This is a genomic window from Mycobacterium vicinigordonae (assembly GCF_013466425.1).
In the GTDB taxonomy this organism is placed as follows: domain Bacteria; phylum Actinomycetota; class Actinomycetes; order Mycobacteriales; family Mycobacteriaceae; genus Mycobacterium; species Mycobacterium vicinigordonae.
In genome coordinates this window covers 254,793-280,809 of the sequence record NZ_CP059165.1, presented here as the reverse complement: position 1 = coordinate 280,809, position 26,017 = coordinate 254,793, and the positions used below count along the sequence as shown (strand labels likewise).

Here is a 26,017-nt window from a genome sequence, read left to right as displayed (position 1 = left end):
TCACAACCCCGCCGGCCGGGCGGCGGTGATTCCGCGTTCCAACAGTCGCGTCAAATCACCTTGCTCATAACCTAATACGCCGACCAGCACCTCGTGCGTATGTTGGCCGTAGAGCGGAGACACCCGGCGCAGCCAGCGCCTGGGCTTGCCGACGAACTCGAAAGGCATTCCAGTGCACAGAAACGACCCCGCGACCGGATGCTCGACCCGTTCCCAGAAGCCGCGAGCCAGCAGCTGCGGGTCGGTGAGCAGTCCGGCCGCCGCGACCAGCGGCGCCGCGGCTACCCCGGCAGACCGCAGTTGCCGCACCGCCTGAGCAACGGTGTGACCCGCCGCCCAGTCCTCAATCAACTTGTCGAGTTCATCAGCACGGTCTCGCCACCAGGATTCGCCGGGATCTGCGTCTGGTCTGCCAACCAGTCGGCTTAGCGCGGTGCGGGCGTCGTCGTCGAGGGCCGCCAGAGCGACCCACTCGTCATCACCCTGGCATCGGTACACACCCTGTGGGCTTGCCCCGGGCCCGCGATTTCCCTGGCGGCGCAGCTCAATTCCGTTGCGCGAGTATTCCGCCAGCATTTCGGCGGCTACGTTCAGGGCGGACTCCACCATCGTGGACTCGACATGTACGCCGACGTGGTCGCGGTCCCTGATCACGAGTCCGGCCACGGCGGCGAACGCAGCATGCAACCCCGCGATGGGGTCGCACACTCCGCGCGGAATCAGCGGCGGGCCGTCCGCGTGACCGGTCATCCACGCCATGCCGGTCGCCTGTTCCATTGTCTGCGCGAAACCGACCCGGTCGCGCCACGGCCCGTCCAGGCCGAATGCCGGCATCCGCACCATCACAGCGCTCGGGTTGGCGGCACGCACCGCTTCCCATTCCAGTCCGAAGTTGCCCATCACTCGCGGTGAGAAGTTCTCCATCACTAGATCACTTGCCGATATCAGGTCCAAGGCCACGGACCGTCCGCCATCGGTGCCCAGTTCGACACTGATGCCCCGCTTGTTGTTATTGCTGCACAGGAATACCGGGCCCCATTCCCACCATTGGTCCCAGCTGGGCGGGCGACCAGCCGAGAACCTCATGCCATCGGGTCGCCGCACGCCCTCTACCTTGATGACGTCGGCGCCCAGGCTGCCGAGGAACTGGGTGGCGACCGGCCCGGCCCAGAACGCCGTCAGGTCCGTCACCCGGATACCCGAAAGCGGGAGAGATTGGGAGTTAACGGATTCGAGCCGATCGGGGCGTGGTGGCCACTTCACTCGACCGGTGTCGGCGCCGAGGTCGGGGGGGCTACCAGGCACTCTGGTCGCGATGGCCTCGCCGCGGTAGGGGACCCGGGGCTGCATCACGCCCAGCTCGGACTCGACGAACACGCCCCGCTGCACGAAGTGATCGATTCTGGGCAAGGTGGCCGGGGTTGCGATGGGGGCCACTGGAATTCGAAACGCCACGGCCAGATCGACGATCTGTTGGGTGGTACGGGTGCTGGTCCACTGGGTGACCATGTCGAGAAACTCGTCGCGGCGCGCGATTCGTCCGTCGAACGTCGCCAGTTCGGGATCGTCGATCAGGTCGTCCCGCTCGATGAGCACCAGAAAGTCCTGGAATTGCTGCGCGGTGATGGTGCAGAAACCGACCATGCCGTCGGCGGTAGGAACAATCGAGGGCAGTTCCAAACTTCGGGACCCCAACAGCGAATCCGCACCCAACACGCTGGCCGACATGGCCGGAAGTCCGCCCATCGCGATCGCCATGGCCTCGTAGGTCGAGACGTCGACCACTTCTCCGCACCCACCACGGGCGGCGTGGCGCGCAGTTGCCGCGCCGACGGCGGCGGCGAAGGTACCCGCCAGCCACTCACCCAATCGCGCGCCCGCCTGCACCGGCGCGTCATCCGGCCACCCACGCCCGGCCGTCGACCCGCACAGTGCCTGCAGGATGAACTCGTTGGCGACCAGTTGTTCGTCAACATAGGGCCCGGTTGTCCCGAACGGCGTCACAGCGACGACCACCGCCGATTGGCTGGTCCGCGCGGCCAGCCCGTCCAGCGCCCAACCGTCGGTCAGGTCGCTGAACACCACGTCAGCCCCGGCCAGCAGCGCCGCGACCTCCGACTCGTCGCGATCGAGCACCGAGCGCTTGCCCGCAGCCAGATAACCGAACAACGCGCCCGGCGGCCCTCCGCCGGCGGACCATCCTCGCAGCCGATCACCTTGTGCGGATTCGACTTTCACCACGTCGGCGCCCGCGTCGGTGAACATCTTGGCGGCGTAGGCCGCGGCGATGCCATTGGACAATTCCAGCACCCGCCAGCCGGCAAACGGCGCCTCGACTGCCACGTTTAGTTACCAAGCGTGGTGACGCGCCCGGCGATGCCGCCGGCTTCCACCGTCACAGGGGCCGCGACACTCTGTGCCTGCAGCGCGAACGTGGTCATGCGGGTCCAGGCGTCGCGGTCACGTTGACTTGCCTCGCGGCCAACGTGCGTCACCACGTCCACGTCGGTCGCTTGACTGCGCAGGTAACCGGCCCGGGCGTGGTCGGTGGGTATGTGCCGGAAGGGGTCGAACGAGTATGCGGCCATAGCGTTTTCGTGGGTGATCTTGTTGATCACGGCGTCGTCCAGATGTCCCATAGTCTCGATGACGTCCTCGGGCGCGAACGGCCAGTTGCTGTCCGAATGCGGGAAGTCGGACTCCCAGCACACCATGTCCTCGTTGTACCAGTCCATGTTGCGCACGCCGACCTTGTCGCTGATGAAGCAAGTGTAGAAGTGCCGCTTGAACACATCGATCGGGCCGGCGTAGCCGGGCGGGAACTTGGCCAGTGTCCAACCGGAGTGGCGCTTGTAGACGTGCTCGGCCCGCCACAGAAAGTATGGCATCCACCCGATGTCACCCTCGGTGAGCGAGAACTTCAATTCTGGGAAGTCGCACCAGAATTCGGCCCAGATCAGCTCGGTGAAGGTGAACATGCTCATCATCGACGACGCCGTCATCATCACACTGGCCGGTGCGTCCGTGGACACCATCGGCGAACGCGACGCCGATCCGACGTGAGTGCACAGCACGGTCTTGGCGTCGCAGACCGCCTCGAACAACGGGTACCAGTACTTGGTGTGGATGCTGGGCATCTGCAGCGCTTCCGGATTCTCTGAGAACGTCACGGCGTGACAGTCCTTGGCCGCCAAGCGTTTTACTTCCTTGGCCGCCTCAGCCACGTCGTAGAGCGGCAGGATGCCGCAGGGAATGAATCTGCCCGGGTAGGCAGCACACCATTCGTCGATGTGCCAGTCGTTATAGGCCTTGATCATCACCAGGTTCACGTCGCGATCGGGCCCCTGGTTGAGCACCTGCCCCGAGAACCCGGTGAAGTTCGGGAAATTCAGACCGGCCAGCTGCCCGCCCGCATTCATGTCGCGCACTCGCTCGTCGACGTTGAAGCAGCCAGGCCGCATCTCGTCGTAACGCGAGGCGTCGACGTTGTACATCTCGCGCGGCTTGCCGGCAACGGCGTTGAGCCCCATGTTGCGTCCACGGATGGCGCCGTAGTACCACTGCTGGACCCCGTCAGGTTCGACCACCACCCTCGGCGCGAGGTCTTTGTACTTGGCCGGCACGTGCGCGTCGAACATATCGGCCGGTTCGGCGATGTGGTCGTCGACGCTGACCAGGATCAGCTCGTCCTTGTTCATTGCACGCGCTCCCATGCCGATCGGTTCACGGACTAGTAGACATGGATTTGTGTCACAGGTCAACGCCGCGAGATACCCGTGAGATCGCCGATCGCGACGCGAATATCGACTGCTAACAGCGCTAGACCGACGACTGGGCAGCCGTAGACATCCGACGTATCGCAGTGCCACTAGATGACTATTAGTCTCACTGGCACAGACGGCAAGCCAACCGGCTAGCGCGCTGCTGCTCTTTGCCGCGCGTGGCACCCGTGCCACCATGAGGCATGGCCGGGCCCGGAAGCGTGCGACCCACGACAGCCGACGTGGCCCGTTTGGCGGATGTCTCGACAGCCACGGTCAGCTATGTGCTAAACAACGCCGAGGGTCGGCGGATCTCGCCGCAGACCCGCGACGCCGTCAACCGCGCCGCCAAACTATTGGGCTACCGGCCCAACCTTGCCGCGCGTAACCTCGCCCGCGGCAAGAGCGGTGTCGTGCTCTACGTGGTCCCGTATGTGGCGGTCGGCGACATGCCGATGCAGGCGGGCAGTCGGATGACGACAGAGCTGGCCCGGCTCGGTTTGCTGCAGGTGCAGATCTTCGAGACCGAGGACGACCACCACGTGGTCGACGCGATCGAAAACCTCGATCCGGTCGCGATCGCGAGCCTGTTTCCGCTAAGCGATGCCGCCGCGGCCGCGGTCAAGACGGCAGGAATCCCGCACATCGACATCGGCAGCCTGCCCGCGCTCGGTGATCCCCACCTGGCCGTCGGTGAGATGCGGGTCGCGCACCTGATGTCGCGCGGTCACCGGCAGATTGCCTTCGCGTACGGCGGGGTCGCCAGGTGGCGCCCGTTGGGTGACTACTGGTTCGAGGGCGTCTCCCGCGCAGCGCAGACCCGCGACCTGCCGCCGGTTCGGGTGGCCACCATCACCGTGGAGAACGCCGCCGAAGTAGTGACGGAGTGGGTCCGCGACGGCGTGACGGCGGTGTGCGCGCAAAGCGACGACATCGCCTGCCTGGTTCTGTATGGCATCCATCAGGCGCGGCTGCGCTGCCCCCGGGATCTGGCCGTGATCGGCGTCGACGCCAGCCCCATGGGCGTGGTCAGCACTCCCCCGCTGACCAGCGTGCAGTTCGATCCACGCGCGGTCGCCGATGCCGCGATCGCCGCAATCTACGAGCGGCTGGGCTACCCAGCTCCGCCGTCGCCAGATATCACCGATATCGCCCGGGTTGTCGTCCGTTCCTCGACTTAGCTGTGAAAGGTTAAGCGGTTCAGCATCGGGCACGGCGACTCCCGGGGCGCTGGACATCACATGGTTAAGCGCATAACCTCCCGTCTGACGGGTCAGTCACTCAAGGAGGAGTACCGATGACGCTCCAGTCGGTATTGGACGAAATCAGCAAGCGCCCCGGCACCGGTGAGTCCATCACGGTTGTCGACCCTGCCACCGAAGAGCAGGTCACCGAATTCAAAGACTGCGGCCCAGAGGCCGTCGACGCCGCCGTTACGCGAGCCAGGGAGTCTTTCGAGTCCGGTGTCTGGCGGGACAAGCCACCCAGCGAACGGGCCAAGATCCTGTGGCGGGTCGGCGAACTGATCGACCAGAACGCTGGGCTGCTGGCCGAGCTGGAATCGCTGAACGCCGGCATGACGCCGTTGCAGGCCCAGGGCACCGTGACCGTCGGCTCGGAGTTCTTCCGGTACTACGCCGGATGGTGCACCAAGATCGAGGGCATCGCGGCCGACGTGCACACCGGCGGACTCACCGGGATCGACTCGCATCAGCATGCCTACACGCTCAAGGAGCCCTACGGCGTGGTGGGGCTGATCTTCCCGTGGAACGGGCCGGTCTTCAATTTCTGCGCCAAGCTCGCGCCGTCGCTGGCGGCGGGATGCAGCAGCGTGGTGAAGCCGGCCGAGGAGACGCCGTTGTCGGCGCTGGTCCTCGACAACATCCTGCACGAGGCCGGCATACCCGAAGGCGTGGCGAACCTGCTGCTGGGCTACGGACACACCGCGGGCGCGGCGATCACCGCACACCCCGACGTGGAAAAGGTCGCCTTCACCGGCTCGACCGAAGTCGGCCGCGCGATCGTGCACGCCGCCGGTGACAGCAATCTGAAGAAGGTCACCCTGGAATTGGGCGGGAAGTCACCGGTGGTTGTCTTCGACGACGCGGACCTGAGCAAGGCCGTCCCAATGGCCGCGTTCGGCACCTTCATCCACTCCGGTCAGGCCTGTGTGTGCGGGTCGCGCATCTTCGTCCAGCGCGGGATCTACGAGCAGTTCGTCGAGCAACTCGCGAAGGTCGCGGACAGCCTGCCGCAGGGCGGCCCCAAGGATGAGGGCAGTTTGATCGGTCCGCTGATCAGCCAGAAGCAGCTCACCCGGGTCATGGGTTACCTCGAACAAGGACGGGCCGACGGGGTCGAGGTCGTCACCGGCGGACAGCGGGTGGACCGTAAGGGCTACTTCATCCGTCCGACCGTGCTCACCAATGTCGCCACCACGAGCAGGCTGTTCCAGGAGGAGATCTTCGGCCCGGTGGTGGCGGTCATCCCGTTCGACACCGAGGACGAAGCGGTCGCCCTGGCCAATGACAGCACCTACGGGCTAGCGGCGACATGCTGGACCAAGGACCTCGGCCGGGCGCACCGAATCGCCAAGCGCCTCAAGGCCGGAACGGTCGGGCTGAACTGCCAGATGCAATTCGACCACTCGATGCCGTTTGGTGGCTACAAGCAGTCCGGCTGGGGTTACGAATCCGGCAAGGCCGGCCTGGAAACCTACTTGCAGACCAAGATCGTCTGGGCGCAGATGTAGTCGGGTGACCCGCCGACTCAGTCGGCGGGTTCGTACCGCAGCATGGTTACGTCATGCTCGGGGTAGTCGCAATACACCGGCCGCACCCGCATGCCTACTCTGAGCTGGTCGGGTTCGATGTTGACCATCTCGGTGGAAAACCTTGGGCCCTCGTCCCATTCGACGATGGCGAGCAGTTGTGGCACCGCGTCGGCGAAATGCGGGCTAACCGGACGGTGGGCGACGGTGTAGGAGTACAGCGTCCCCATCCCGGAGATCTCCCGCCATTCCAGGTCGTCCGCCAATGTCCGGGGAGCTCGCACCCGCGGGTAGAACACAAAGCTCTGCGACGACGGCGAATACTGGATCTTGATGCGGTGCTGGGCCAGCGCGTCCCAAAAGGGGGAAGTGGTAGGCGTTTTGACGGGCATCGGCCGGTCGAAGTTCATTGTCAGTCTCCTTGGAGGACGAGTGCCGTCTGCTCGGACAGGATTCCGCCGTTGCCCGACACGAACGCGCGGTTGCAGTCGGCCACCTGTGCCGCGCCGGCACGGCCCATGATCTGGCGGGTGGCGTCACACACGTGGTGCATGCCGCCGGCCAATCCGGCCTGCCCGAATCCGAGTTGGCCGCCAGCAGTGTTGAGCGGGAAATCGCCGCGGAAGGTGAGATCGTGGTTGGCGATGAACTCTAAACCCTTTCCCTTTTCGCAGAATCCGGCGTCCTCCAGCGACAGCATCACGGTGATGGTGTAGCAGTCGTAGATGGAGACCATGTCCATCTGGTCGCGTGCCAGATCCGTCATCGCGAACGCGGTATCGGCGGCGGCTGCCATCGGCGTGTTGAGCAGATCCTCGGCGTAGGTCGGTGTCTTGAACGGCACGTTCTCGCCGAATCCTTTGATCCACACCGGGCGGTTCTTGGACCTTCGGGCCAGATCGGCGTTGGCCACGACGACGGCGGCGCCCCCGACGCACGGCATCACGATCTCCAGCATGTGCAGTGGGTCCGCAATGACCGGGCTAGCCAGGACATCGTCGACCGTGAGCGTCTTGTCCTTCCAGATCGCGCCCTCGGTGTGGTTGGCGTTGACCCGTTGATCGACAACGAGCTTGGCCATCGCACGCTCGTCGTATCCGTAGACCGCAGCGTACCGCTGCGCGACCTGACCGTATGGGCCGTTCTGGCCGAGGTTTCCGTATGGAATCTCGAATTCGGCTTGCGGAGAACCGTATTGGTTGCTCGACGAGCCGAAGAACATGGCGTCCACCATTGGTCTGGGTTTCTTCTTCGACGACGGTGTGATGTAGCGGGCCGGCAGCGCGCACAACACGGCGTCACACACGCCGAGTTCGATCACCGCGGCCGCCCGCCACACCATCGCGGCGGCGCTGGCACCGCCGAGATCGACTAGCTCGGCGAATCGTGCTGGCATGCCGAGGTATTCGGCGATCGTGGACGGCACGAAGATCTGCGACTCGGCTAGGTGTGATGCCACGATGCCGTTCACGACGTCGCCCGGCAGGCCGGCGTCGTCGAGCGCGGCGGCGGCAAGTTCGGCCCACTGTTCCAGGACGAACGGCGCCGGCGACGCCTTGCTGAGCCGCACCGGTGGCAATTCGACGTATCCGACAATAGCGGCTTCTCCGCGTAATCCCATTCGGCCTCCTTATTTGCGAGGTAAGCCCAGGATCATCTGGGCGATGATGTTGAGCTGAATTTCCCGGGTTCCGCCGCCGATCAATTCGGCGGGCAGGTGCAGGTAAGACTCGACGATGCTCGATTCGGGATTGAATTCCGAACCGGACTCGGCATCGGTGACCATCGCGCGGCGACCCGTCAACTGTAACGTGGCCTCGAATGTGCGGCGCAGCAACACATTCATCGCGACCTTGGCGATGCTCGACGCCGGACCGGACGCCTGTCCATCGAGCAACCGGATGGTCTCGCGCACGCCGAGCGCCTTGATCGCGTGGGTGTACGCGTCGAGTTCACCCAGTGCGCGCAGCGCATCCTCGCGGTCGGGCCCGTCTTCGGAAGCCAGTCGGCGTAGCGCGGCGGCACGATCGAACTTAACGTAACCGCTGATCGCCGAACGCTCTTCGGCCATGGTCGCGATCGCCAGGCTCCAGCCGCCAACCGGGTCGCCGAGCAGCATGTCGTCGGGTACGAAGACATCGGTGAGGAACACCTCGTTAAAGTGCGCTTCACCGGTCGCGGTCTTGATGGGCTGGATCTCGATCCCGGGTGAATTCATGTCGAGGATGAAATAGCCGATGCCGCGGTGCTTGCTGGCCGCTGGGTCGGTGCGGGCTAGTAACGCACCGAAATCTGCCCGGTGCGCCATCGACGTCCAGATCTTGTGCCCGTTGACTTTCCAGCCGCCGTCCACCTTGGTGGCGCGGGTGGACAGTGCGGCCAGATCAGACCCGGCTCCCGGTTCACTGAACAGCTGACACCAGGCGATCTCGCCGCGCTGCGTCGGCGGAATCAGTCGCTGCTGCAACTCCTTCGACCCGCCGGCCAGCACGGAGGGCAGAATCCACTCGGCGATGCCCAGCGAGGGCCGGACCAGGTCCGGCCGTTTGCCGAATTCGTCGTCGATGATGAGCTGCCGCAGCGGGCCGGCATCGAGCCCCCACGGCGCAGGCCAGTGCGGCGCAATCAGACTCGCCTCGGCGATCAGAGTGCGTTGCTGACCGGTCTTGAAGTACTCGTAGTCACCCTGGCGGCCGGGCTTGTCATTCCGCAATTGCATCGCGGCATCCAGAGTTTGGGCAACTGTCGACCGAAACTCGGAGTCCTCGTCGCCCAGATCGACTGACATGTCGCGCTGTTCGGCACAGGTCAGCCGGCCCAATCGCCGGGCCCAGCGGTTCACCGGGCCGAGTGAAGCCGCCAAGCTGATCGCTCGCCGCCAGTACAGGTGCACATCGTGTTCCCAGGTGAAACCGATGGCGCCGAACAGCGTGAGTGCGTCGAGCACCAGGTCCGGCGCCGGCGAGATCGCGATCACCACCGCGCCGGCCGCAGCGATGCGGTGCTGGTCCAGCGATTCGTTGCTCGCCCCCACGGCATCCCAGGCTGCCGCCGTTGCCAATTCGCTGTTGATCAGCAACATTGCCGCATTGTGCTGCAAGGCCTGGAAGGTACCGATCACTTTGCCGAATTGCTCGCGGATGCGCAGATGCGCGGTGACCGCGGCCACGCACCACTGGGTGATACCGGCCGTGCTACTGGCCACCAATCCTGCCACGACGCATTCGGCCCGGTCGGGATCGATGCCGGTGAGCACGTCTGCTGCGGTGTACTCGTCGAGACGCAACTGGCCGACGTCGACGACGAGGTCGGTGCCTGACACGGATTCGATTACAGCGGAGGGTGTTCCGGGCTCGACCGGTACCCACACCACGTCACCGTCTTGGGTACCGGCGGCCAGCAGAATCACCCGCGCAGAGCGGACGCCTTCGGTGATGTCCGAGGCGCCGGTGACTACCCACTCCCCACCGTCTCGGCGTGCGTGGAAGTCGGCACCGTTCGCCAGGACCACCGCTGCGGGAGTGCCGGCGGCGAGGTCGCGGAGCAGCGACTCGGCGGCGGGAGTGGCATCGGCTAGTAGCGCGACAGCGCCTGCCGCGACGGTGGGCAGTAGCGGTCCGGGCAGCAGCGCCTTGGCGGCGGCCTCCAGCACGCAGGCGCAGTCCACCAGCCGGCCACCTTGTCCGCCGACGTGCTCCGGCAAATGGACAGCGTGAAACCCGTTGGCAATCAATGCATCCCACCACGGCGGAAGCTCGCCGCTGGCGAGCGCCTGGAAGCTGTCCCGCGTGGCGGCCACCGGGGCGTGGCGTGCCGCGAACTGCGCGACGGCCTCACTGAGGTCTTGTTGCTCCGCGGTCAGCCCGAGGGTCACGAGCACGGCCTAGTGGTCAGGCCCAAGAAAACGGGGCTCGGCTTCGGCCGCACGGACTGCTATCCTTTCATTCTACAAGACGAACCGTCTCGTCTCGCAGAGGAGAACATTACGGGGCGTCCCGAGATCTGTAAAGCCAGCCCCGGGCACCCCGGTAGCTCGAACACGATACGAACGAGGATCACTGGATGCCAACCGATCTCGGGTCACGACGGCGCAGCGAGAAGTCGCGTACGGCAATCGTGACCGCTACGCGCGAGTTGCTCCTTGAGCGCGGTTTCGACGGCTTGACGATCGAGGCGGTGGCGGCCAAAGCCGGCGTCGGCAAGCAGACCATCTACCGGTGGTGGCGCAGCCGCCCCGCCCTCGTCGCCGACGTGGTGCTCGAAGATGCGGACAAGATCCTGGCGTCGATGAAGCACACTGACGATCTGGCCGCCGACCTCGTCGAGTGGATGGGCAAGCTCGCCGCGACCCTGACCACCAGCCGCGGCGCGGCGATGCTACGCACCCTGACCGTCGCCGGCATGGAGCATGAGGACACCGGCGCCCGGCTTCGAGATGGGTTCAGCAAGCCGTTGCACGACAGCGTCCGCAACCGCCTGATCGCCGGAGGTGTCGACAAGGCCACCGCCGAGTCGGCGGCCGACGCCATCGTCGGCGGCGTGGTATATCCGATTCTTTCTGACGCACAACGGTATTCACGTAAACGGGCCGAGCAGACCACGCGATTGGTGGCGGCAGCGGTGACCGCCGCCGCGCACGGCCGCTAAACCATCAACCGTCGATTCGGCTATTTCGGCGCACGCCGCGCCTGCCGCTATCCGACGGTGATACAGATGACGCCGACCACCAACAGGACCGCGCCGATCACGCGGACGGGCGTGATCTGGTGGGGGGCCACCCCCAACCAGCCGAAGTGGTCGATGAGTACCGAGGTCAACAAGTTGGCACTCACGGTCAGCGCTGCGTACGTACCCGCGCCGACAGTGCCGATGAACAGCAGCCCCGCAACGACCGCAAGTGAACCGACGATCCCGCCCAGCGGAGCCCACCACGGCATTCCGGCAATGGCCGCAGAAGTCGGGAGCGGACGGATGAATACCGCGGCAATGACCAGGAAAACCGGCACGATGAGTCCGAATGATACGAGAGTAGCCAGCCACGGATTGACGAGCGAGACCCGCAACATATTGTTCATGGGTCCGCCCATTGCTTGGAGCACTCCGCCGGCAGCAATCAGCGGAAAGATCCATAGCGCACTGGTCGACGTCATCGTTAGCCTCCATCTGCTGTGTCGATTGACCGCGCCCGACGTCATGGTGATCCGGTTCCGATGAGCTGCAGTCCGGCCCAGAGCGCGGCGACCGCCACGGCAATGGCCGCCGGCGCGGTGAGCAAACCCAGTTTCGTGAAAACGGCCAGGCTGGTGCTGTGCTGGTTCCGGCGCAACACACGCCGCCACAGCATGGTGGCAAGGGAACCCGTGTAGGTGAGATTCGGACCGATGTTTACTCCGATCAGCACGGCCATCACCGCCGCCGGACCGGTCGGGGCAACCAGCGGGACCAACATCAGCACCGCGGGCAGGTTATTCACCACATTGGCTGCTACCGCGGCAAGTGCGGCGATCGCCAACAAGCTGAGCAGGCCATCGGGGTGCGGTAGCCAGCTGCGCAGGACATCATCGAGTCCGTTGTCGATAACTGCGCGCACCACCACGCCCAAAGCGAGCACGAAGATCAAAAACGGCGGGTCGGCTGCCCGGACGATCGCGCGAAGACTCGCCTTGCGCCGCACGGCAGCACGTGTGGCCAGGACCAGCGCACCGGCGGCGGCCGCCCAGGCGGGATTGACGTCGACGGCCGAGGTGACCACGAATCCGGCCAGTGTGGCGGCAACGGTGATGATCGCGAATTTCGGAGCCGCATCGCGCAGATCGTCCGCGTTGCGCGGTTGCGGCTCCGCGGCCATCAGATCCCTGGAGAAAAAGCGACGGAACACAACGTATTCCACGCCGATCGCCGCGATCCACGGCAACGCCATCAGCGCGGTGAACCGCGTGAAGCTCAGGCCGCTGGCGGACAGCGCCAATAGGTTCGTCAAATTTGATACCGGAAGCAGCAACGAGGCGCTGTTGGACAAGTGCGCACAAGCGTACAAGTGCGGGCGAGCGCGCACTCGGAGCTTGGCCGCGGTGGCCGACACCACCGGCGTCAGCAACATGACGGTCGCGTCCAGGCTGAACACCACCGTCACCAGCGACGCCACGGCGAAGACTGCGAGCAGCAATTGTTGAGATCGGTTCCCGGCGGCACGAGCCATCCAAGCTCCACACCAGGCGAAGAGTCCCTCGTCGGCGCATGCCTGAGACAGCACTAGGACCGCAGCCAAGAACCCGACCACCGGCGCCAGCCCGAGTATCTCGCTGCGGGCGTCCTTTACCGAAACCGCGCCGATGGCAACCACAATCGCCGCCGCAGGCACGGCAACCACAGCCTCCGGCCAGCCGAACGGCCGGACCACCGCCGCCAGCAATACCATTGCCAGAAGCACAGCTGAAACCAACTCGGCAACCGCTGCACTCAACGAAAGATCAGCCCCCTATCGCGGCACAAACCGGTTGCGGCACCCGAAGATCGCGCGGGGCCTCCACATGACAGCGCGCGAATGACGTTACGGCACCCCAGCACTTCACGGCGTAAGCCCTCGGGGATCCGAACACCTAGCTAGTGGATTTCCACGGCGCACAACCCGCGGCGAACCCGCTCGGGCAACGAGCCCCCGTGGGCCAGCCAATCGTCTAGGGCGATCCGGACCGTGGCCATGGCCAGCGCGCCGATCAGTCGCGGTCGCGCATCCTGCGCTGTTAACCCGCTCATCCGCGGCGCGATGAGCTCGGCGATCGCCACTTCGTACCGGACGTAGATGTGCAGCGTCCAGGCGTCCAACGTTTCGGACGACCTCGTGAGGACTGCCAGTTCGCGCACCTGGTCTTCGATCTCGGCAAAGCCGTCGGCGAGTTCGCCGAATGCGGCCACCACGGCATCGATCGCGGAGAGCTGCACGGGTTGATGCGCCAGCGCGGCGGTAATTCGCCCCAGCCAATGCACGTTCACCCCTTCGGCCACCGCGTCTTCCTTGGAGTTGAAGTAGCGGAAGAACGTGGCCCGGCTGATGCCGGCCACATCGGCGATGCGCTCCACGGTGGCCCCCGCCAGACCCACTTCGGCGACCAGCCGGGCGGCCGCCGCGGCGATGCGCAGCCGGGTCTCCGTCCGCCTGCGTTGGGAAAGTGATTTCCGCGAACCCCTGGCTATTGGCTGAGACATAGTCTAATTATGAGACTATGACTCAAGTCCAGGCGCCGCAGGCCCTGTCCGCGTGGCAGTTCTTCCAGGAAATGGTCGCCAAGGTCACCGACATCGTGACCGAAGACGCCGAAACCGACCGCGAACTCCTCGAGGGGTTGCGCGTGATCGCGCGGGTGTCGTCGCTGTGCTCCCAAATGGCCGTCGAGGCCGACCTGAGCCGCCCGGCTTTCTTCGACATGTGCTCCCCGAACCGGATGATCGGCGGGCCGAACCCAGACGGCAACTACTACCTGGCGATGATTCGCGGTGATCGCCGTTACCGGATCACCGGCACCCGCGGCACCACTGCCTACCTCGGAATCCAAATCCTGGCCGGCACCGGTCTGACTCCCCGGCGTATGTCGGGTTATCTCAGTGATACCGAATTAAACTCAGCCGCAGGGGAATTCGCGGTCTTGCTGTCCGCCGACCGGCCCACCGACGCCGACAGCGCACAGTGGCTGCAGATCCCCGAGGACGCGTCATCGATCGTTGTGCGCGAGTACATCGGCGACCGAGACGCCGAGGAATTGGCGACGCTACGCATCGAGGCCCTCGATCCCGACCCGCTGGTACCGCTGACCGACGACGCGCTGGCCGAGCAGTTCACCGCGATGGCGTGGTCGCTGATGAAGCTCACCACCTTGCACCGCACCATCAGGCCAGAGCTGCTGGACAATCCGAACACTCTGTTGACCGCCGAGGCGGCCGACCTCGGCGCCGCCGACACCACACCGGACAATCTGTACATGATCGGGACGTACCGCCTCGATCCAGACCAGGCCCTGATCCTCGACATCCAACCGCCGGACACCAGGTACTGGAACGTAGCCCTGGAAAGCATCTGGCATGAGTGCCTCGAGCCCCAGCGCCGGCACAGTTCGGTGACTAACCACGGTGTCCAGCCCGGCCCGGATGGGCGGGTTCGGATCGCAATCTCGGAGCGCGACATGGGTTCTGGTCACTGGCTCGACACCGGTGGCCGACACCGCGGCTTCGTCGTACTGCGTTGGCTGGACAATCCCACCGCGCCGGACGTCAGCGTGTCGGTGATCGACTGCGCCGAGCGATCATGACGTTGCAGGACCGATTCAGTCCGGAACGACTCGTGACCACCGCTTGCGAGGAGACCGGCTGTGACGACTTCGGCGCAGACGGTTGGCAGGGTGGACTTGAGCGAGTTGCCGACGAACTGGTGAATGAAGCACGATTGTCGCCCATCGGCGTCGAGATCGCGTACCTCGACCTGATCCGCGCCCTGAAGAACCGACTCGAAGTGATCGATTGGCGCAAAAAGAATCCCGGCATTGCATGTGAGCGAATCGAAGCGCCGATCTTCATCGTCGGGCAGCCCCGCACCGGCACCACCATCCTCTACGACCTGCTCGCCCAGGATCCCGACCTGCGCGCCCCGCTGACCTGGGAGGTCGACGCACCCTGCCCGGTCCCGCAGCCGGAGACCTTCCACGACGACCCGCGCATCGCGGCTACCCAAGCCAGCCTCGAACTGTCCGAGCAGATCATCCCGGGCTTCCTGGCGTTCCATCCGATGGGGGCACTGGTGGGTCAGGAGTGTGTCCGCATCACCGCCAGCGAGTTCGTCAGCATGATCTTCTCGGTGCAGTATCGACTGCCCAGTTACTACCGCTGGCTGCTGTACGAAGCCGACCACGCCGGCGCCTACCGCTTTCACCGGATCTTCCTCCAGCACCTGCAATCCGGCGTAACCGGTCAGTGGTTACTCAAGTCGCCGGCGCATTTGTGGCAACTCGAGGCGCTGCTCACCGAGTACCCCGACGCGTTGATCGTGCAGACGCACCGCGACCCGCTCAACGTCATCTCATCGATTGCTGCCCTGACTCATCACCTGCGCCGGATGGGGAGCGACGAGTCCGACATCGCCGAGTGCGCGGCCCAATGCTACGAGGAGATCGCGGTGGGCCTGGAGCGCGAAATGGCGCTGCGGGACAGCGGCCGGGTGCCCGCCGACCAGATCATCGACGTCCACTATGCGGACTTCATCAACGCTCCGTGGACCACCATCGGGGGGATTTACCAGCGGCTGGGCCGCGAACTTGCGCCCGAAGCCGAGCGGCGGATGCGCGAGTTTCTGGCCGCCCATCCCGGTGATGGTGGGCGGGGCCGGTACACCTGGTCGGACACCGGTTTGAACGCTGAGGAGGTGCGCGAGCGGGTCGCCGCCTACCAGGAGCGCTACGAGGTACCGACCGAACAGTTGCGTTAGCACGAAATTCGGTGTTGGCCCCACAAAACGTGACGAAGGCCATAGACTTCCCGCTTGTGACGACGCCGTCAAACCCTTTTGGTGACGAACGACGGAAACTCTCGCAGCAGCTGCATCTGCGAGGTCAGCATCTCGGCCGCTGGCAGGCGCGTCGACTATGCCGGAACTTCGCCCTGGTGGGCGTGGACATACCGCCGACGCGGCTGCAGCAACTGGTCACCGGCTCGCCAGCGGCCGACCGCGAAATGACCGACGTCAACTTCGCACTGATCGCGACCCAGTTCAACCGCGAAAAACACACCGCGAGGGTCACCCGTCTACAGCGCAGATGCCGGCACGCGATGCTCTGCGCGGGATTGGTCTTGGTCTCGCTGAACTTCCTGGTCTGTTGCGCCTACGTGCTGTTCACCCTGGCTCACCAGTCCTGAGCTGCAGTAGGCATACGCAGGCTCAACGCGTAGAACTACGCACGCCGGCACGCCGTGTCACCCGCGATGCTGGTCCAATGCCAAATCTGATGGGTTTCCCGAGCCCCACCGAGCTGCAAGCGCGCACCCCGGACGACCGCGACCGCGCCATCGACGTCATTCGCATCACGGCCTTGGTGGGCGTGGTGCTCGGTCACACCGTGATGGCGACCAGCATGATTCGTGGCGGTCTACTCGTCTGGGACAACCTGCTCAGCACCTCGACCGTGTTCCAGGCGCTGACCTGGATCTTCCAGATCATGCCGTTGTTCTTCTTCGCCGGGACGGCGGCCTGCGCGCGATCCTGGCGGCCGGGCGTGAACTGGGGCGGCTGGCTGCTGAAGCGCTGTACCAGGCTGTTTCGTCCGGTCTTCTACTATCTCGCGTTCTGGGCTGTTGCACTTCCGGCGCTGTATCAGGTGGCGCCGCTATGGGTCTACAAGATCGTCGCGGGCGTCAGCATCCAGCTGCTGTGGTTCCTCGGCGTGTACGTGATGGTGCTGGCAGCGATACCGGTGATCTCCTTGATCACCACACCCATCCGGCTGGCTGCCGCCGTTGCGGCGGTCTACACCATGGTCGCGATCATCGACATCGTCCGGTTGCACTGGTCCGGGCTGGCTCCGCTCGGCTATCTCAACCTCGCGGCCTGGCTCATCCCGGGTATGTTCGGCGTTGCCTATCGACGGCAGCTGATCACCGTTCGCGCCGCGCTGGGTATCGCAGCAGCGCTGCTGGCCGTCGATATCGCGCTGCTGGTATGGGGGCCGTACGAACTGAGCCTGGTCGGCATCGAAGGTCAGCGGCTGGCCAACATGAGTCCCCCGTCGCTGCTGCTGGCCGGGCATGCGATTGTGCTCAGCGCGTTGGCGATCGCCGCGGCGCCCGCAATCAACCGGTGGGCACAGCGACCGCGGGTGTGGTGGCTGACCGCGATCGGCAACTCGGGCTCGATGACGCTGTACCTGTGGCACATGCCGGCACTGCTGGGTGTGCACCTGCTGTTCGACAGCCTCGGACACCCCCGGTACCCGACTCAGCCGGACTTCCTGGCCGTCACCTTCGAGCAGTTGTTCGTCCTGGTCGGTGTGGTGGCATTGCTGTTCGTGTCACTGCGACCGTTGGAGAACCGACCGCTGCCGGGGTGGGACGGCGCCCCGGCGATCACGTCGGCGCGGCGCGGCGCCGTGGTCGGCGCGCTGCTGTGCGTGGCGGGGGCAGCGGTGTTGGCCGCGGTGAAATGGGGCTTGAAGGACCAGGGGCTGGCCTGTGTGACGGTCATGTTGACCGCGCTGGTGACCGCGCGGGTACTGGCCGGGGCTCGGCTGCCGCAGCCAGCCACCACACAACGCGCGCGCCTGGCGCTGGGCCGGGCGTTGGGTGTTCGCGCGTCCTGAGGATCGTAGAAAATCTAGGTCGACGCGGCCGCGTCGGACTTCTCGGAGTCCGGCGCGGCCAGCAGCATTTCTACCGTCTCGCGCGGTTCGTCGAGTCTGCGCCAGCACAGTACCTCCTCCCAGTGCCGCTCCGATTCGATTGCATTGGAACGCATTACGCGCAGTGCCTGACGGCCGCGCGGGCGCAGTTCGATGATGCGGGTGCGGGCGTCGTCCGGGTTGTCGACCCGAGTGACATAATCATGCCGCTCGAGCGCGCGGCTATCGACTGCGCCACCGCCTGACGGCTCAGTGTCACCATGGGCTGACAGCTGCTCTGCACCGTCCTCGACCAATTTCGCAGTGGTGACCACCGAAACAGTGCAATGTCCGGACAATCGCACGGTGCAGCTGATCTCGGTTGCCGACGCCGGCCATCAATGGCCCGGCAGTGTCCGCGCGACCACCGCAGGGAGTTCGGCCTTCCTATACCGTCACCCGCGCTGGACGCCACCGACACCATCTGGCAGTTCGTCGCCCAGCATCACCGCTGAAGGAACGGTTCGCCCTCGCGCGCGGGCGGTGACGACTCGGCGAATCATGTTGGGCCGTAATAGCTTTACGGACGGATCCACCAGCCAGGCCACCCGGATAAATTGTGCAAGCGCCTCGGTATCCTCCTCCGCGACCCGCAGCAGTCGGTCGACGTAACCGTTGAGCAACCGCGCCAGGACAGGCGGTGCGCCCCGAACTTCCGGGAGGGTGAGATCGCCACCGACCGCAAGCTCCCAAGCCCGACCGATCGGCTTGGCGGACATTCGAAAGAACCTGCGCGGCAATTTCTTTGCGCCGCGGGTCAGGCACTCGCGCAGTATCAGCGCTTGCAGTGCCGCGACGGTCATTCCCTGTCCGTATATCGGGTTGAAACTACAGATCGCGTCCCCGACCACCAACAATCCCTCGGGCAATCGGCGCATCCTGTCGTAACGCCGCCACCGGCTGGACGGGAAATGATGCTGCGCGACAGGCCCGATGGGATCGGCACTGCGCAACGCGGCCATCACGTGCGGCGGCATGATTCCATCGATGAACCGGTACAGGCCGTCCAGTTGCCGCGGCGGATGGTGGCCACACATGCCGAAGCCGGTGAGGAACACGGTGCCGTTCTCGCACTGAGTCATCGCGGCGCCGGTCGGCCGGCCCGGCACCGGTGAGACGATCAAACCGGTTTCCCACATGCCATCTGGCGGCGAACGCAGCAACTGGCTGATGTACACCAGATCGATGTCCACCCGATCCTCGGTGGGTCCGTCGAACCCAAGCTGTCGCAGCCAGAACGGGGTGCGAGAGCCTCGTCCCGTGGCATCCACCACCAGATCCGCCGATATCCCGGATTCGGTTCCTGCAGTGCGACTTACCACCCGTACACCGTCTACGGTGCCGCAGTCCGACATACACAGACCGGTGACGTCATGCCCGCTTAGGAAGGCGACATTGGGCAGGGCGCTGACCCGACGGCGGATGTGGCATTCCAAGAACGGGCGGGTCATGTTCAAGACCTGCAGTCCAGGCGCAGTTCCGCTGCGGACGGCCAGGTGCCCGTTCATGCAGAAGTACAACCGAGACAAATCACTGCCGTCGAAGGCGACCGCGCCGGCGGCAGCCAATTCGGCCAGGAGTCCCGGTAACAATTCGTCCAGGGCCTGCGCGCCGCGCATCAACAGCCCGTGCGTATGGCGGCCCTGCGGTACCCCTTTACGGGCCCGGGCACCCTCGGGCAGGTCATCCCGCTCGACTATCGTGACCGCCGCATAGAAGCCAGCCAACGTTCGCGCCGCCAACAGGCCAGCGACGCTGGCCCCCAAAACAATTGCGTGCTCACCGAGCATCGTCAACCTCCTGAATCGCCGATCACGCTCAGGATGCGGGCCAGGGCGCGCGCACATCATCGGGGAAACCACGGAGCTGACCGGCGCACAACTCGGAGCCGGCGCCGTCGGGGGTGTGGGTGGAGCCGCGTCAGTCGCTGTTCAGCTGGCGGTGCTCGATGAGGTCGCGCAATCCGCCGGCACCAAGGCGCTCCCGAAACACCGGCGCCGTGTAACCGACGACGGTCGCCTTGGTGCGCGCCCGGGCGGTAGCGGAGCGCGGCAGGTGAAACAGCACACCGATCTCGCCGAAGTAGTCGCCGGGCCCGACCACCTTGAACAGCTCCTCACCGCCGTCGGCCAATTCGTGCACGATCTCGATCTCGCCTTCGGTCACTACGTAGATCAACTCACCCATGGTGCTCTGCTCGAACAGCACCTTCCCGGCGTCCAGCGTCACCGTTTCAGGTTCCCGGTCCGTTTCGGCGAAATCGGGTGTGAGTTCCACGACGCGATCGGCGAGGGGAAGCATCCGGCTGTCGTGGGTGGCGACCACCACCACCCGATCACCGTCGGCGAGTTCACGAATCAGCCGCAGCACCTCCTCGACCTGGATGAAGTCCAGGTGCGCGGTTGGCTCGTCGGCCAGGATCAGCGGTGGGTCCAGCGCGATTGCGCGGGCGACCGCCACGCGTTGCTGCTGCCCGCCGCTGAGATCGCCGGGACGATGCTTCATCCGCTCGCCGAGGTTGACCCGTTCTAGCAGTTCCGCGGCCCGTTTACGGGATGCCGACAGGGACATCCCGGCGGCCCGCATCGGCACCATTACGTTCTCCTGCGCAGTGAGGCTGGGCACTAGGTTGAACGCCTGGAAGACGATGCCGACCTTGTCGCGCCGGTACTTGGCCAGGGCGGCGCCCTCAAGGGTGGTGATGTCGAGATCGTCGAACTTGATGGTCCCGGACTTCGGCCGCAGGATGCCGCCGAGGCAGGACAACAACGTCGTCTTCCCACAGCCGCTGGGTCCCAGCAGGATCACTAGTGAACCGGCGGTTACATCGAGGTTCAGGCCGTTGATCGGGCGCAGTGCGTAGCCGCCGCTGTAGTACTCGACGACCAGGTTCTGGATGCTGAGATCGCCCACCGGTCACGGACCTCCGAATGCGAGTGCGGGATCGATGGCCACTACCCGCCGCAGTCCGGCCAGGCTGGCCAGCAGGCCGATCCCGATCGCAACCACAGGTAGCAGCAGATAAGCAAGACTCGGAATCGCTACCACCATCGGAAAGAGTGGCGCCAACAGCTTGGAGAGCAGCACGCCTACCCCCGCCGCGAGTAGCGACACGATGAGCGCCTGCAAGGCCAACCCGGCGAGTATCGACCGCGTCGGCGTGCCGATCGCCTTGAACACCGCGAAGTCGCGCACCCGCTCGAGAGCGGACAGGTAAACCACCGATCCGACGATCAGCACCGCCACTATCCACAGCAGGATCGCCACGATCGTGATCGAGTTCACCGCCACCTTCAGCGGGCGGATCAAGTCGTTGACGGCGCCGTTGCGGTCATAGGTCCGGTATCCGTCCGGCAGCGCGCGGGGGTTGCCGCTGATCCCAATCGAGGTGACCATCCTCTGACCGTTGTAAGCGACCTGTTGCAGCCCCTCGGTCGTTAGGAAGATGTTGGGGATCTTGGCCAGCGCAGTCGAGTTGGGCACGATGCCGACGATCTTCAGAGTGTGCGCACCCACCTGCAAGGTGTCGCCCAGATGCCTGCCCAGGGTGCTCGACGCAGCGACCTCATCCGGCTTCGAGGGTGCCCGCCCCTCCGAAACCCGCGGCATCCCGGGTCCACGTTCAGGAGCCCCGAACGCCGTCACGTTCCGCGTCGACGACCCTTCCTTCATGATCGTCCCGACGCAGCCCAGCGGAGCCGCCGCCGAGACGCCAGGCTCGGCCCGCATCCGGGCCACATCGACGTCGGGAAACGGAGTCGAACCCAAGAACGGGCCGGCGGAGCCATCTTTGACCACGAATGCGTCGACCCCCAGCGAATCCACGGTGTGACGGGCCTCAACCCGGAAACCATTCGCAAGTCCGGTCAATACGAGGGTCATCCCAAAGATCAGTCCGGTGCTGGCGATGGCGATAACGAGGCGACGCTTACGCCATTGCATATCGCGCAGGGCCGCAAACAGCATTCGTAGACGCTACCAACGCCGACAAGCCCCACGATTTACAGACGGCACGGCAGCGCTGGTCGGAAGGCGACCGCGGCCAACTAATGGCAGAATGTTTACCTGCTGGAATGGCGCCGGTCAGGGTTCTCCGCGCGTGGCCTAGGATTGGCATCTGTTGGCTGCCGCGGCGCTCCACTGGCGGCGCAGGATGCAGGCGGTTTTCGACGGGTTGAATCAACAGCCCCGGTCTTGGCGTGGTTGTCTTGAAAACTTATGTTGTCCCGCAAGGACGGATTTGAGATAGAGCTATGGTCGATCAACCCGGCGATCCAATCAACCGAACGACTTTCGGTGTCGAGCAATATGAAACGGATGGCGCCGTCGTGCTGGCCGTCTCCGGCGAGGTGGACATGCTTAGCGCACCCCAGCTGGCCGAGGCGATGCGTGCGGCGATGAGCAGCAAGCCAGCGGCGCTCATCGTAGACCTCACCAAGGTGGAGTTCCTGGCGTCCGCGGGAATGAGCGTCCTAGTGAACGGTCAGGCCGAACTCGAGCCGCCCACCAAGTTGGCGGTGGTTGCTGATGGGCCGGCCACGAGCAGGCCGTTGAAGCTGATGGGGATCGACAGCGTCCTCCCCCTGCATCGCACCCTGGACAGCGCGTTGAACTGGATCACCGGTGCGTAACGCGGTGCGTACGGGGTCTGCTCGGACGGTTTGATCGGCCCCCCAGCGCGTAGCGATTGCCGGCTGAGTTCTGCAACTGGCTGGATCGGCATCCGGGCTGGTGCCGTGGCGTCTCCTCGACGTGTGCACTCGCCAACGAAGCGCCACCGACGGCGCACCGCGCAGCACCCACGTCACGTTGACCCGAATCACCGCTTTTTGACCTGCGGGTCTGAGCGCGTCATTGACTACGCCGAGCCGGGCGCATACCGTCAATACATACGCTACGACCAGTAGCGTAATAACCACTCAGCCCTGATTCGCTGCTTTGCTTGCCCTGGAGGCGCTCATGTTCGACCTGAAAATCGTCGGTGGCACCGTGGTCGACGGCACCGGAGCAGAGCGCTTCCGCGCCGATCTCGGTATCAAGGACGGCAAGATAGTCGAGGTCATGCGCCGTTCCGCCGACTCCGCGGAGTTGGCCGGTGGGGCGGCCGAGACCATCGACGCGACCGGGCACGTGGTGGCTCCCGGCTTCGTCGACATCCACACCCACTACGACGGCCAGGTCAGCTGGGACAGCCTGCTGGAGCCATCCAGCGGCCACGGCGTCACCACCGTGGTTACCGGGAACTGCGGCGTCGGCTTCGCCCCAGTCCGGCCAGGCACCGAAGACTGGCTGATCAAGCTGATGGAGGGCGTCGAAGACATCCCCGGCACCGCGCTGACCGAGGGCATCACCTGGGGCTGGGAGACCTACCCCGAGTACCTCGACACGATCGGCAAACAGACGTACGCCGTCGACGTGGGCAGCCAGGTGGCGCACGGCGCGATCCGCGCCTACGCCATGGGAGAGCGCGGTGCCCGCAACGAGCCAGCAACGCCCGACGACATCGAGGCGATGAGCCGGCTGGTCCGGGAGGCGGTCGAGGCGGGGGCGCTCGGCTTCTCCACGTCGCGCACCATCGCCCACACCGCAATGGACGGCGAGCCGGTGCCCGGCACTTTCGCCGCCGAGGAGGAACTGTTCGGGCTCGGCCGCGCCATGGCTGCCGGCGGGCAGGCGGTGTTCGAGCTGGCACCGCAGGGAGCGGCGGGTGAGGACATCGTCGGACCGAAGAAGGAGCTGGAGTGGATGCGGCGGCTCAGCCGCGAGGTCGACCGGCCGGTGTCGTTCGCGCTGATCCAGGTCGACGCCGACCCGAACCTGTGGCGCGAGCAACTGGACGTGTCGGCGGCCGCACACGCCGAGGGCAGCCGACTGTATCCACAGATCGCGGCGCGCCCGTTCGGGATGATGATCGGCTTCCAGGGGCACCACGGCTTCACCCACCGGCCCACCTACCGCAGGCTCAAGGCCGAGTGCAGCCGCGAAGAGCTGGCGCAGCGGCTGGCCGACCCCGCCGTGAAGTCCGCCATCCTGGCCGAGGATGACCTACCCATCGATTCGTCGGTGCTGTTTGACGGCATGTTCGCCATGGTCCAGCACTCGTTGGGGCGGCTTTTCGCACTGGGCAACCCGCCGGATTACGAGCCCACCCCCGACCGCACCGTCGCCTCGATCGCCGCCGCCCGGGGCGAGGACCCGATGTCGACGCTGTATGACCTCATGCTGGAGTCCGACGCGACGGCGATGCTGATGCTGCCGCTGTTCAACTACGCCGATGGCAATCACGACGCGATCCGCGAGATGATGCTGCACCCGGCCGGGGTGCTCGGGCTGTCCGACGGCGGTGCCCACTGCGGCATGATCTGCGACGCGTCCTATCCCACATTTCTGCTGACACACTGGGTGCGGGACCGGCGCCGCGGCGAGAAGTTGTCGTTGGAGTATGTGATCCGCAAGCAGGCCCGCGACACCGCGCACCTGTTCGGCCTCACCGACCGTGGCACCATCGAAGTCGGCAAAAAGGCCGATCTCAATGTGATCGACATGAACGCGCTGACGCTGCATCCCGCGGCGATGGCCTGGGACCTGCCGGCCGGCGGACGGCGAATCCTGCAGGGGGCAAGCGGGTATGAGGCGACGATCGTCAGCGGCACCGTCACCCGCCGCAAGGACGTCGACACCGGTGCACGTCCCGGCCGATTGGTGCGCGGAGCACGCTAGGTTCGGCCGGTGACCACCACTGCCGGCAATCCGGCACGCACCCGCGATGAGGACGCGATCGGCGACCCACCTGCCTCGCCGACCCTGGTACCGGCCGAGCGGTACTACTCGCCGGAGTTCGCCGCCCTTGAAATCGAACAGATGTGGCCGAAGGTGTGGCAGATCGCTTGCATGGTCGACCATGTCGCGCAACCGGGTGACTACTTCGAATACCGTTGTGGCCCATACGGAATACTGGTGGTCCGTGGGGACGACGGGGTGCTGCGTGCCTTCCAGAACAGCTGCCGCCATCGCGGCAACTCGCTGTGCGTGGGCTCGGGTTCGGGACTGCGTGAACTCAAGTGTGGTTATCACGGCTGGACCTGGGACCTGGCTGGCTCGCTGAAAAGGGTGCCCAACCGCAAGGGGTTCGGCTCGCTGCATATGTCTGAATTCCCTTTGTTGCCGGCTAACGTCGACACTTTCGCGGGGATGGTCTTCGTAAGCCTCGACGTGGACGCGATGCCGTTGCTCGAGTACCTGGACGCGATTCCAGACGACATCGCCTGGTGCCACATCGAGGACTTTCGTTGCTACGCAACGTTGACCGTGGACGTCGAGGCGAATTGGAAAACGATCGCCGATGGCTACAGCGAGACTTACCATATTCAGACGCTGCACCCGGAGCTGCTGCGTTGTGTCGACGATATCCATGCACCACAACAGATCTGGGTGCACGCAGGCAAATCCGACCAACCTTACGGCGTTCCAAGCCCGCGCTTCGAAGGCGCGCTGAGCGACGAAGAGGTTTGGGACGCTTACGTTTACACCCAGGGTATGTTAATGGGCACGGCCGAGGGCACGCCCATTCCCGACAACCGGCAACCGGGCCAGACGGTACCCGACCTGATCGCCGAACGCACTCGCGAGTTCGCCGCCGCACGCGGGGTCGATCTGAGTTGGGCCGACACCGACCGGGTCACCCGGCTGCACCAGTACAACGTGTTCCCCAACATGACATTCCTCGTCAACGCCGACCACCTGACGATCATGACCTCACGGCCCGGGGCGGATCCCGATCATGGCGAGTTGACGATGTTTCTGATGACCCGAATGGCGCCGGGCGCACCGTACAACAAGCCGACCGACATGCGAATGTCAGCCGATCAGGCCGAACCCGGGATTGTGCTGACCCAGGACATCAAAGTGCTGCCGGGTCTGCAGCGTGGGTTGCATCAGCCCGGCCTCACCCACCTGGTGCTGTCCAACGAGGAACGCCGGGTGATCAACATGCACCGCAACCTGGAGCGCTACCTCGACCTGCCCAAGTCGGCGCGGATGACGGGTGGGCAGGGCGCATCTCAGGTGTGATG

At 65.2% G+C, this 26,017-nt stretch carries 21 protein-coding genes and 1 pseudogene; 10 read left to right on the top strand and 12 right to left on the bottom strand.

From position 1 onward, the window contains the following. Together H0P51_RS01275 and H0P51_RS01270 are read right to left on the bottom strand one after the other, a co-directional pair. Entirely contained in the window at nt 1–2,343 is a 2,343-nt protein-coding gene (locus tag H0P51_RS01275) for a CaiB/BaiF CoA-transferase family protein (protein WP_180916281.1), read from the bottom strand. Nucleotides 2,344–2,345: 2 nt separating this feature from the next. Then, nucleotides 2,346–3,698: an amidohydrolase family protein gene (locus H0P51_RS01270; protein ID WP_180916280.1), complete on the bottom strand. Its 1,353-nt coding sequence runs from the start codon at nt 3,696–3,698 to the stop codon at nt 2,346–2,348. Nucleotides 3,699–3,964: 266 nt separating this feature from the next. Here H0P51_RS01270 and H0P51_RS01265 point away from each other — a divergent pair, with 266 nt between their 5' ends. Both H0P51_RS01265 and H0P51_RS01260 read left to right on the top strand, forming a co-directional pair. Further along, nucleotides 3,965–4,942, top strand: coding sequence for a LacI family DNA-binding transcriptional regulator (locus H0P51_RS01265; protein WP_180916279.1), 978 nt, complete (start codon nt 3,965–3,967; stop codon nt 4,940–4,942). 116 nt (nt 4,943–5,058) lie between these two features. Next, nucleotides 5,059–6,513 carry an aldehyde dehydrogenase family protein gene (locus H0P51_RS01260; protein WP_180916278.1) on the top strand — a complete coding sequence of 485 codons (1,455 nt, stop codon included), beginning with the start codon at nt 5,059–5,061 and terminating at the stop codon, nt 6,511–6,513. A gap of 17 nt (nt 6,514–6,530) precedes the next feature. Here the strand turns inward: H0P51_RS01260 and H0P51_RS01255 are convergent, their stop codons facing one another. Genes H0P51_RS01255 through H0P51_RS01245 form a run of 3 tightly spaced genes read right to left on the bottom strand, consistent with a single transcriptional unit; the run spans nt 6,531 to nt 10,405 of the window. After that, nucleotides 6,531–6,941, bottom strand: coding sequence for a Zn-ribbon domain-containing OB-fold protein (locus tag H0P51_RS01255; protein ID WP_180916277.1), 411 nt, complete (start codon nt 6,939–6,941; stop codon nt 6,531–6,533). 2 nt (nt 6,942–6,943) lie between these two features. Then, nucleotides 6,944–8,152, bottom strand: coding sequence for a thiolase family protein (locus H0P51_RS01250; protein ID WP_180916276.1), 1,209 nt, complete (start codon nt 8,150–8,152; stop codon nt 6,944–6,946). A gap of 9 nt (nt 8,153–8,161) precedes the next feature. Further along, on the bottom strand, nt 8,162–10,405 hold the full coding sequence (locus H0P51_RS01245) for an acyl-CoA dehydrogenase family protein (protein ID WP_180916275.1): 2,244 nt from the start codon (nt 10,403–10,405) through the stop codon (nt 8,162–8,164). A gap of 188 nt (nt 10,406–10,593) precedes the next feature. Here H0P51_RS01245 and H0P51_RS01240 point away from each other — a divergent pair, with 188 nt between their 5' ends. Beyond that, complete coding sequence (locus tag H0P51_RS01240; protein ID WP_180916274.1) at nt 10,594–11,178, top strand: TetR/AcrR family transcriptional regulator; 585 nt, start codon at nt 10,594–10,596, stop codon at nt 11,176–11,178. A 47-nt stretch (nt 11,179–11,225) separates the two neighbouring features. On the opposite strand, the gene H0P51_RS01235 is transcribed toward H0P51_RS01240, so the two are convergent. The 3 genes from H0P51_RS01235 to H0P51_RS01225 all read right to left on the bottom strand — a co-directional run bounded on the left by H0P51_RS01235 (nt 11,226) and on the right by H0P51_RS01225 (nt 13,737). After that, nucleotides 11,226–11,681 carry a DMT family transporter gene (locus H0P51_RS01235; RefSeq protein WP_180916273.1) on the bottom strand — a complete coding sequence of 152 codons (456 nt, stop codon included), beginning with the start codon at nt 11,679–11,681 and terminating at the stop codon, nt 11,226–11,228. 41 nt (nt 11,682–11,722) lie between these two features. Beyond that, nucleotides 11,723–12,949 (bottom strand): SLC13 family permease, encoded by a 1,227-nt coding sequence (locus tag H0P51_RS01230; protein WP_180918661.1) that lies wholly within the window; start codon nt 12,947–12,949, stop codon nt 11,723–11,725. A gap of 185 nt (nt 12,950–13,134) precedes the next feature. Continuing rightward, on the bottom strand, nt 13,135–13,737 hold the full coding sequence (locus H0P51_RS01225) for a TetR family transcriptional regulator (protein WP_180916272.1): 603 nt from the start codon (nt 13,735–13,737) through the stop codon (nt 13,135–13,137). A gap of 17 nt (nt 13,738–13,754) precedes the next feature. On the opposite strand from H0P51_RS01225, the gene H0P51_RS01220 reads away from it, so the two are divergent. The 4 genes from H0P51_RS01220 (at nt 13,755) to H0P51_RS01205 (ending at nt 17,867) form a co-directional block, all read left to right on the top strand. Then, complete coding sequence (locus tag H0P51_RS01220) at nt 13,755–14,834, top strand: DUF1214 domain-containing protein (protein ID WP_246398311.1); 1,080 nt, start codon at nt 13,755–13,757, stop codon at nt 14,832–14,834. Beyond that, nucleotides 14,831–16,003 (top strand): sulfotransferase family protein, encoded by a 1,173-nt coding sequence (locus H0P51_RS01215; RefSeq protein WP_180916271.1) that lies wholly within the window; start codon nt 14,831–14,833, stop codon nt 16,001–16,003. Before H0P51_RS01220 ends, H0P51_RS01215 begins: the two co-directional genes overlap by 4 nt. A gap of 56 nt (nt 16,004–16,059) precedes the next feature. Continuing rightward, entirely contained in the window at nt 16,060–16,431 is a 372-nt protein-coding gene (locus tag H0P51_RS01210) for a hypothetical protein (protein WP_180916270.1), read from the top strand. A gap of 77 nt (nt 16,432–16,508) precedes the next feature. After that, complete coding sequence (locus H0P51_RS01205) at nt 16,509–17,867, top strand: acyltransferase family protein (protein ID WP_180916269.1); 1,359 nt, start codon at nt 16,509–16,511, stop codon at nt 17,865–17,867. A gap of 14 nt (nt 17,868–17,881) precedes the next feature. On the opposite strand, the pseudogene H0P51_RS01200 reads toward H0P51_RS01205, so the two are convergent. The 4 genes and pseudogenes from H0P51_RS01200 to H0P51_RS01185 all read right to left on the bottom strand — a co-directional run. Continuing rightward, nucleotides 17,882–18,159: pseudogene (locus tag H0P51_RS01200) on the bottom strand (MarR family transcriptional regulator); the annotation flags it as partial. 181 nt (nt 18,160–18,340) lie between these two features. Continuing rightward, complete coding sequence (locus H0P51_RS01195) at nt 18,341–19,735, bottom strand: NAD(P)/FAD-dependent oxidoreductase (RefSeq protein WP_180916267.1); 1,395 nt, start codon at nt 19,733–19,735, stop codon at nt 18,341–18,343. Nucleotides 19,736–19,865: 130 nt separating this feature from the next. Continuing rightward, nucleotides 19,866–20,858, bottom strand: coding sequence for an ABC transporter ATP-binding protein (locus H0P51_RS01190; protein ID WP_180916266.1), 993 nt, complete (start codon nt 20,856–20,858; stop codon nt 19,866–19,868). Nucleotides 20,859–20,861: 3 nt separating this feature from the next. Beyond that, nucleotides 20,862–21,911: an ABC transporter permease gene (locus H0P51_RS01185; RefSeq protein WP_180916265.1), complete on the bottom strand. Its 1,050-nt coding sequence runs from the start codon at nt 21,909–21,911 to the stop codon at nt 20,862–20,864. Nucleotides 21,912–22,198: 287 nt separating this feature from the next. Between H0P51_RS01185 and H0P51_RS01180 the strand changes: the two genes are divergently transcribed. The 3 genes from H0P51_RS01180 (at nt 22,199) to H0P51_RS01170 (ending at nt 26,015) form a co-directional block, all read left to right on the top strand. Then, the gene (locus H0P51_RS01180; protein WP_180916264.1) at nt 22,199–22,576 is read left to right on the top strand and encodes an STAS domain-containing protein; all 378 of its coding nucleotides are present in this window, start codon (nt 22,199–22,201) and stop codon (nt 22,574–22,576) included. Nucleotides 22,577–22,904: 328 nt separating this feature from the next. Next, on the top strand, nt 22,905–24,665 hold the full coding sequence (locus tag H0P51_RS01175; RefSeq protein ID WP_180916263.1) for an N-acyl-D-amino-acid deacylase family protein: 1,761 nt from the start codon (nt 22,905–22,907) through the stop codon (nt 24,663–24,665). Nucleotides 24,666–24,674: 9 nt separating this feature from the next. Beyond that, complete coding sequence (locus H0P51_RS01170; protein WP_180916262.1) at nt 24,675–26,015, top strand: aromatic ring-hydroxylating oxygenase subunit alpha; 1,341 nt, start codon at nt 24,675–24,677, stop codon at nt 26,013–26,015. Nucleotides 26,016–26,017 lie beyond the last annotated feature (2 nt).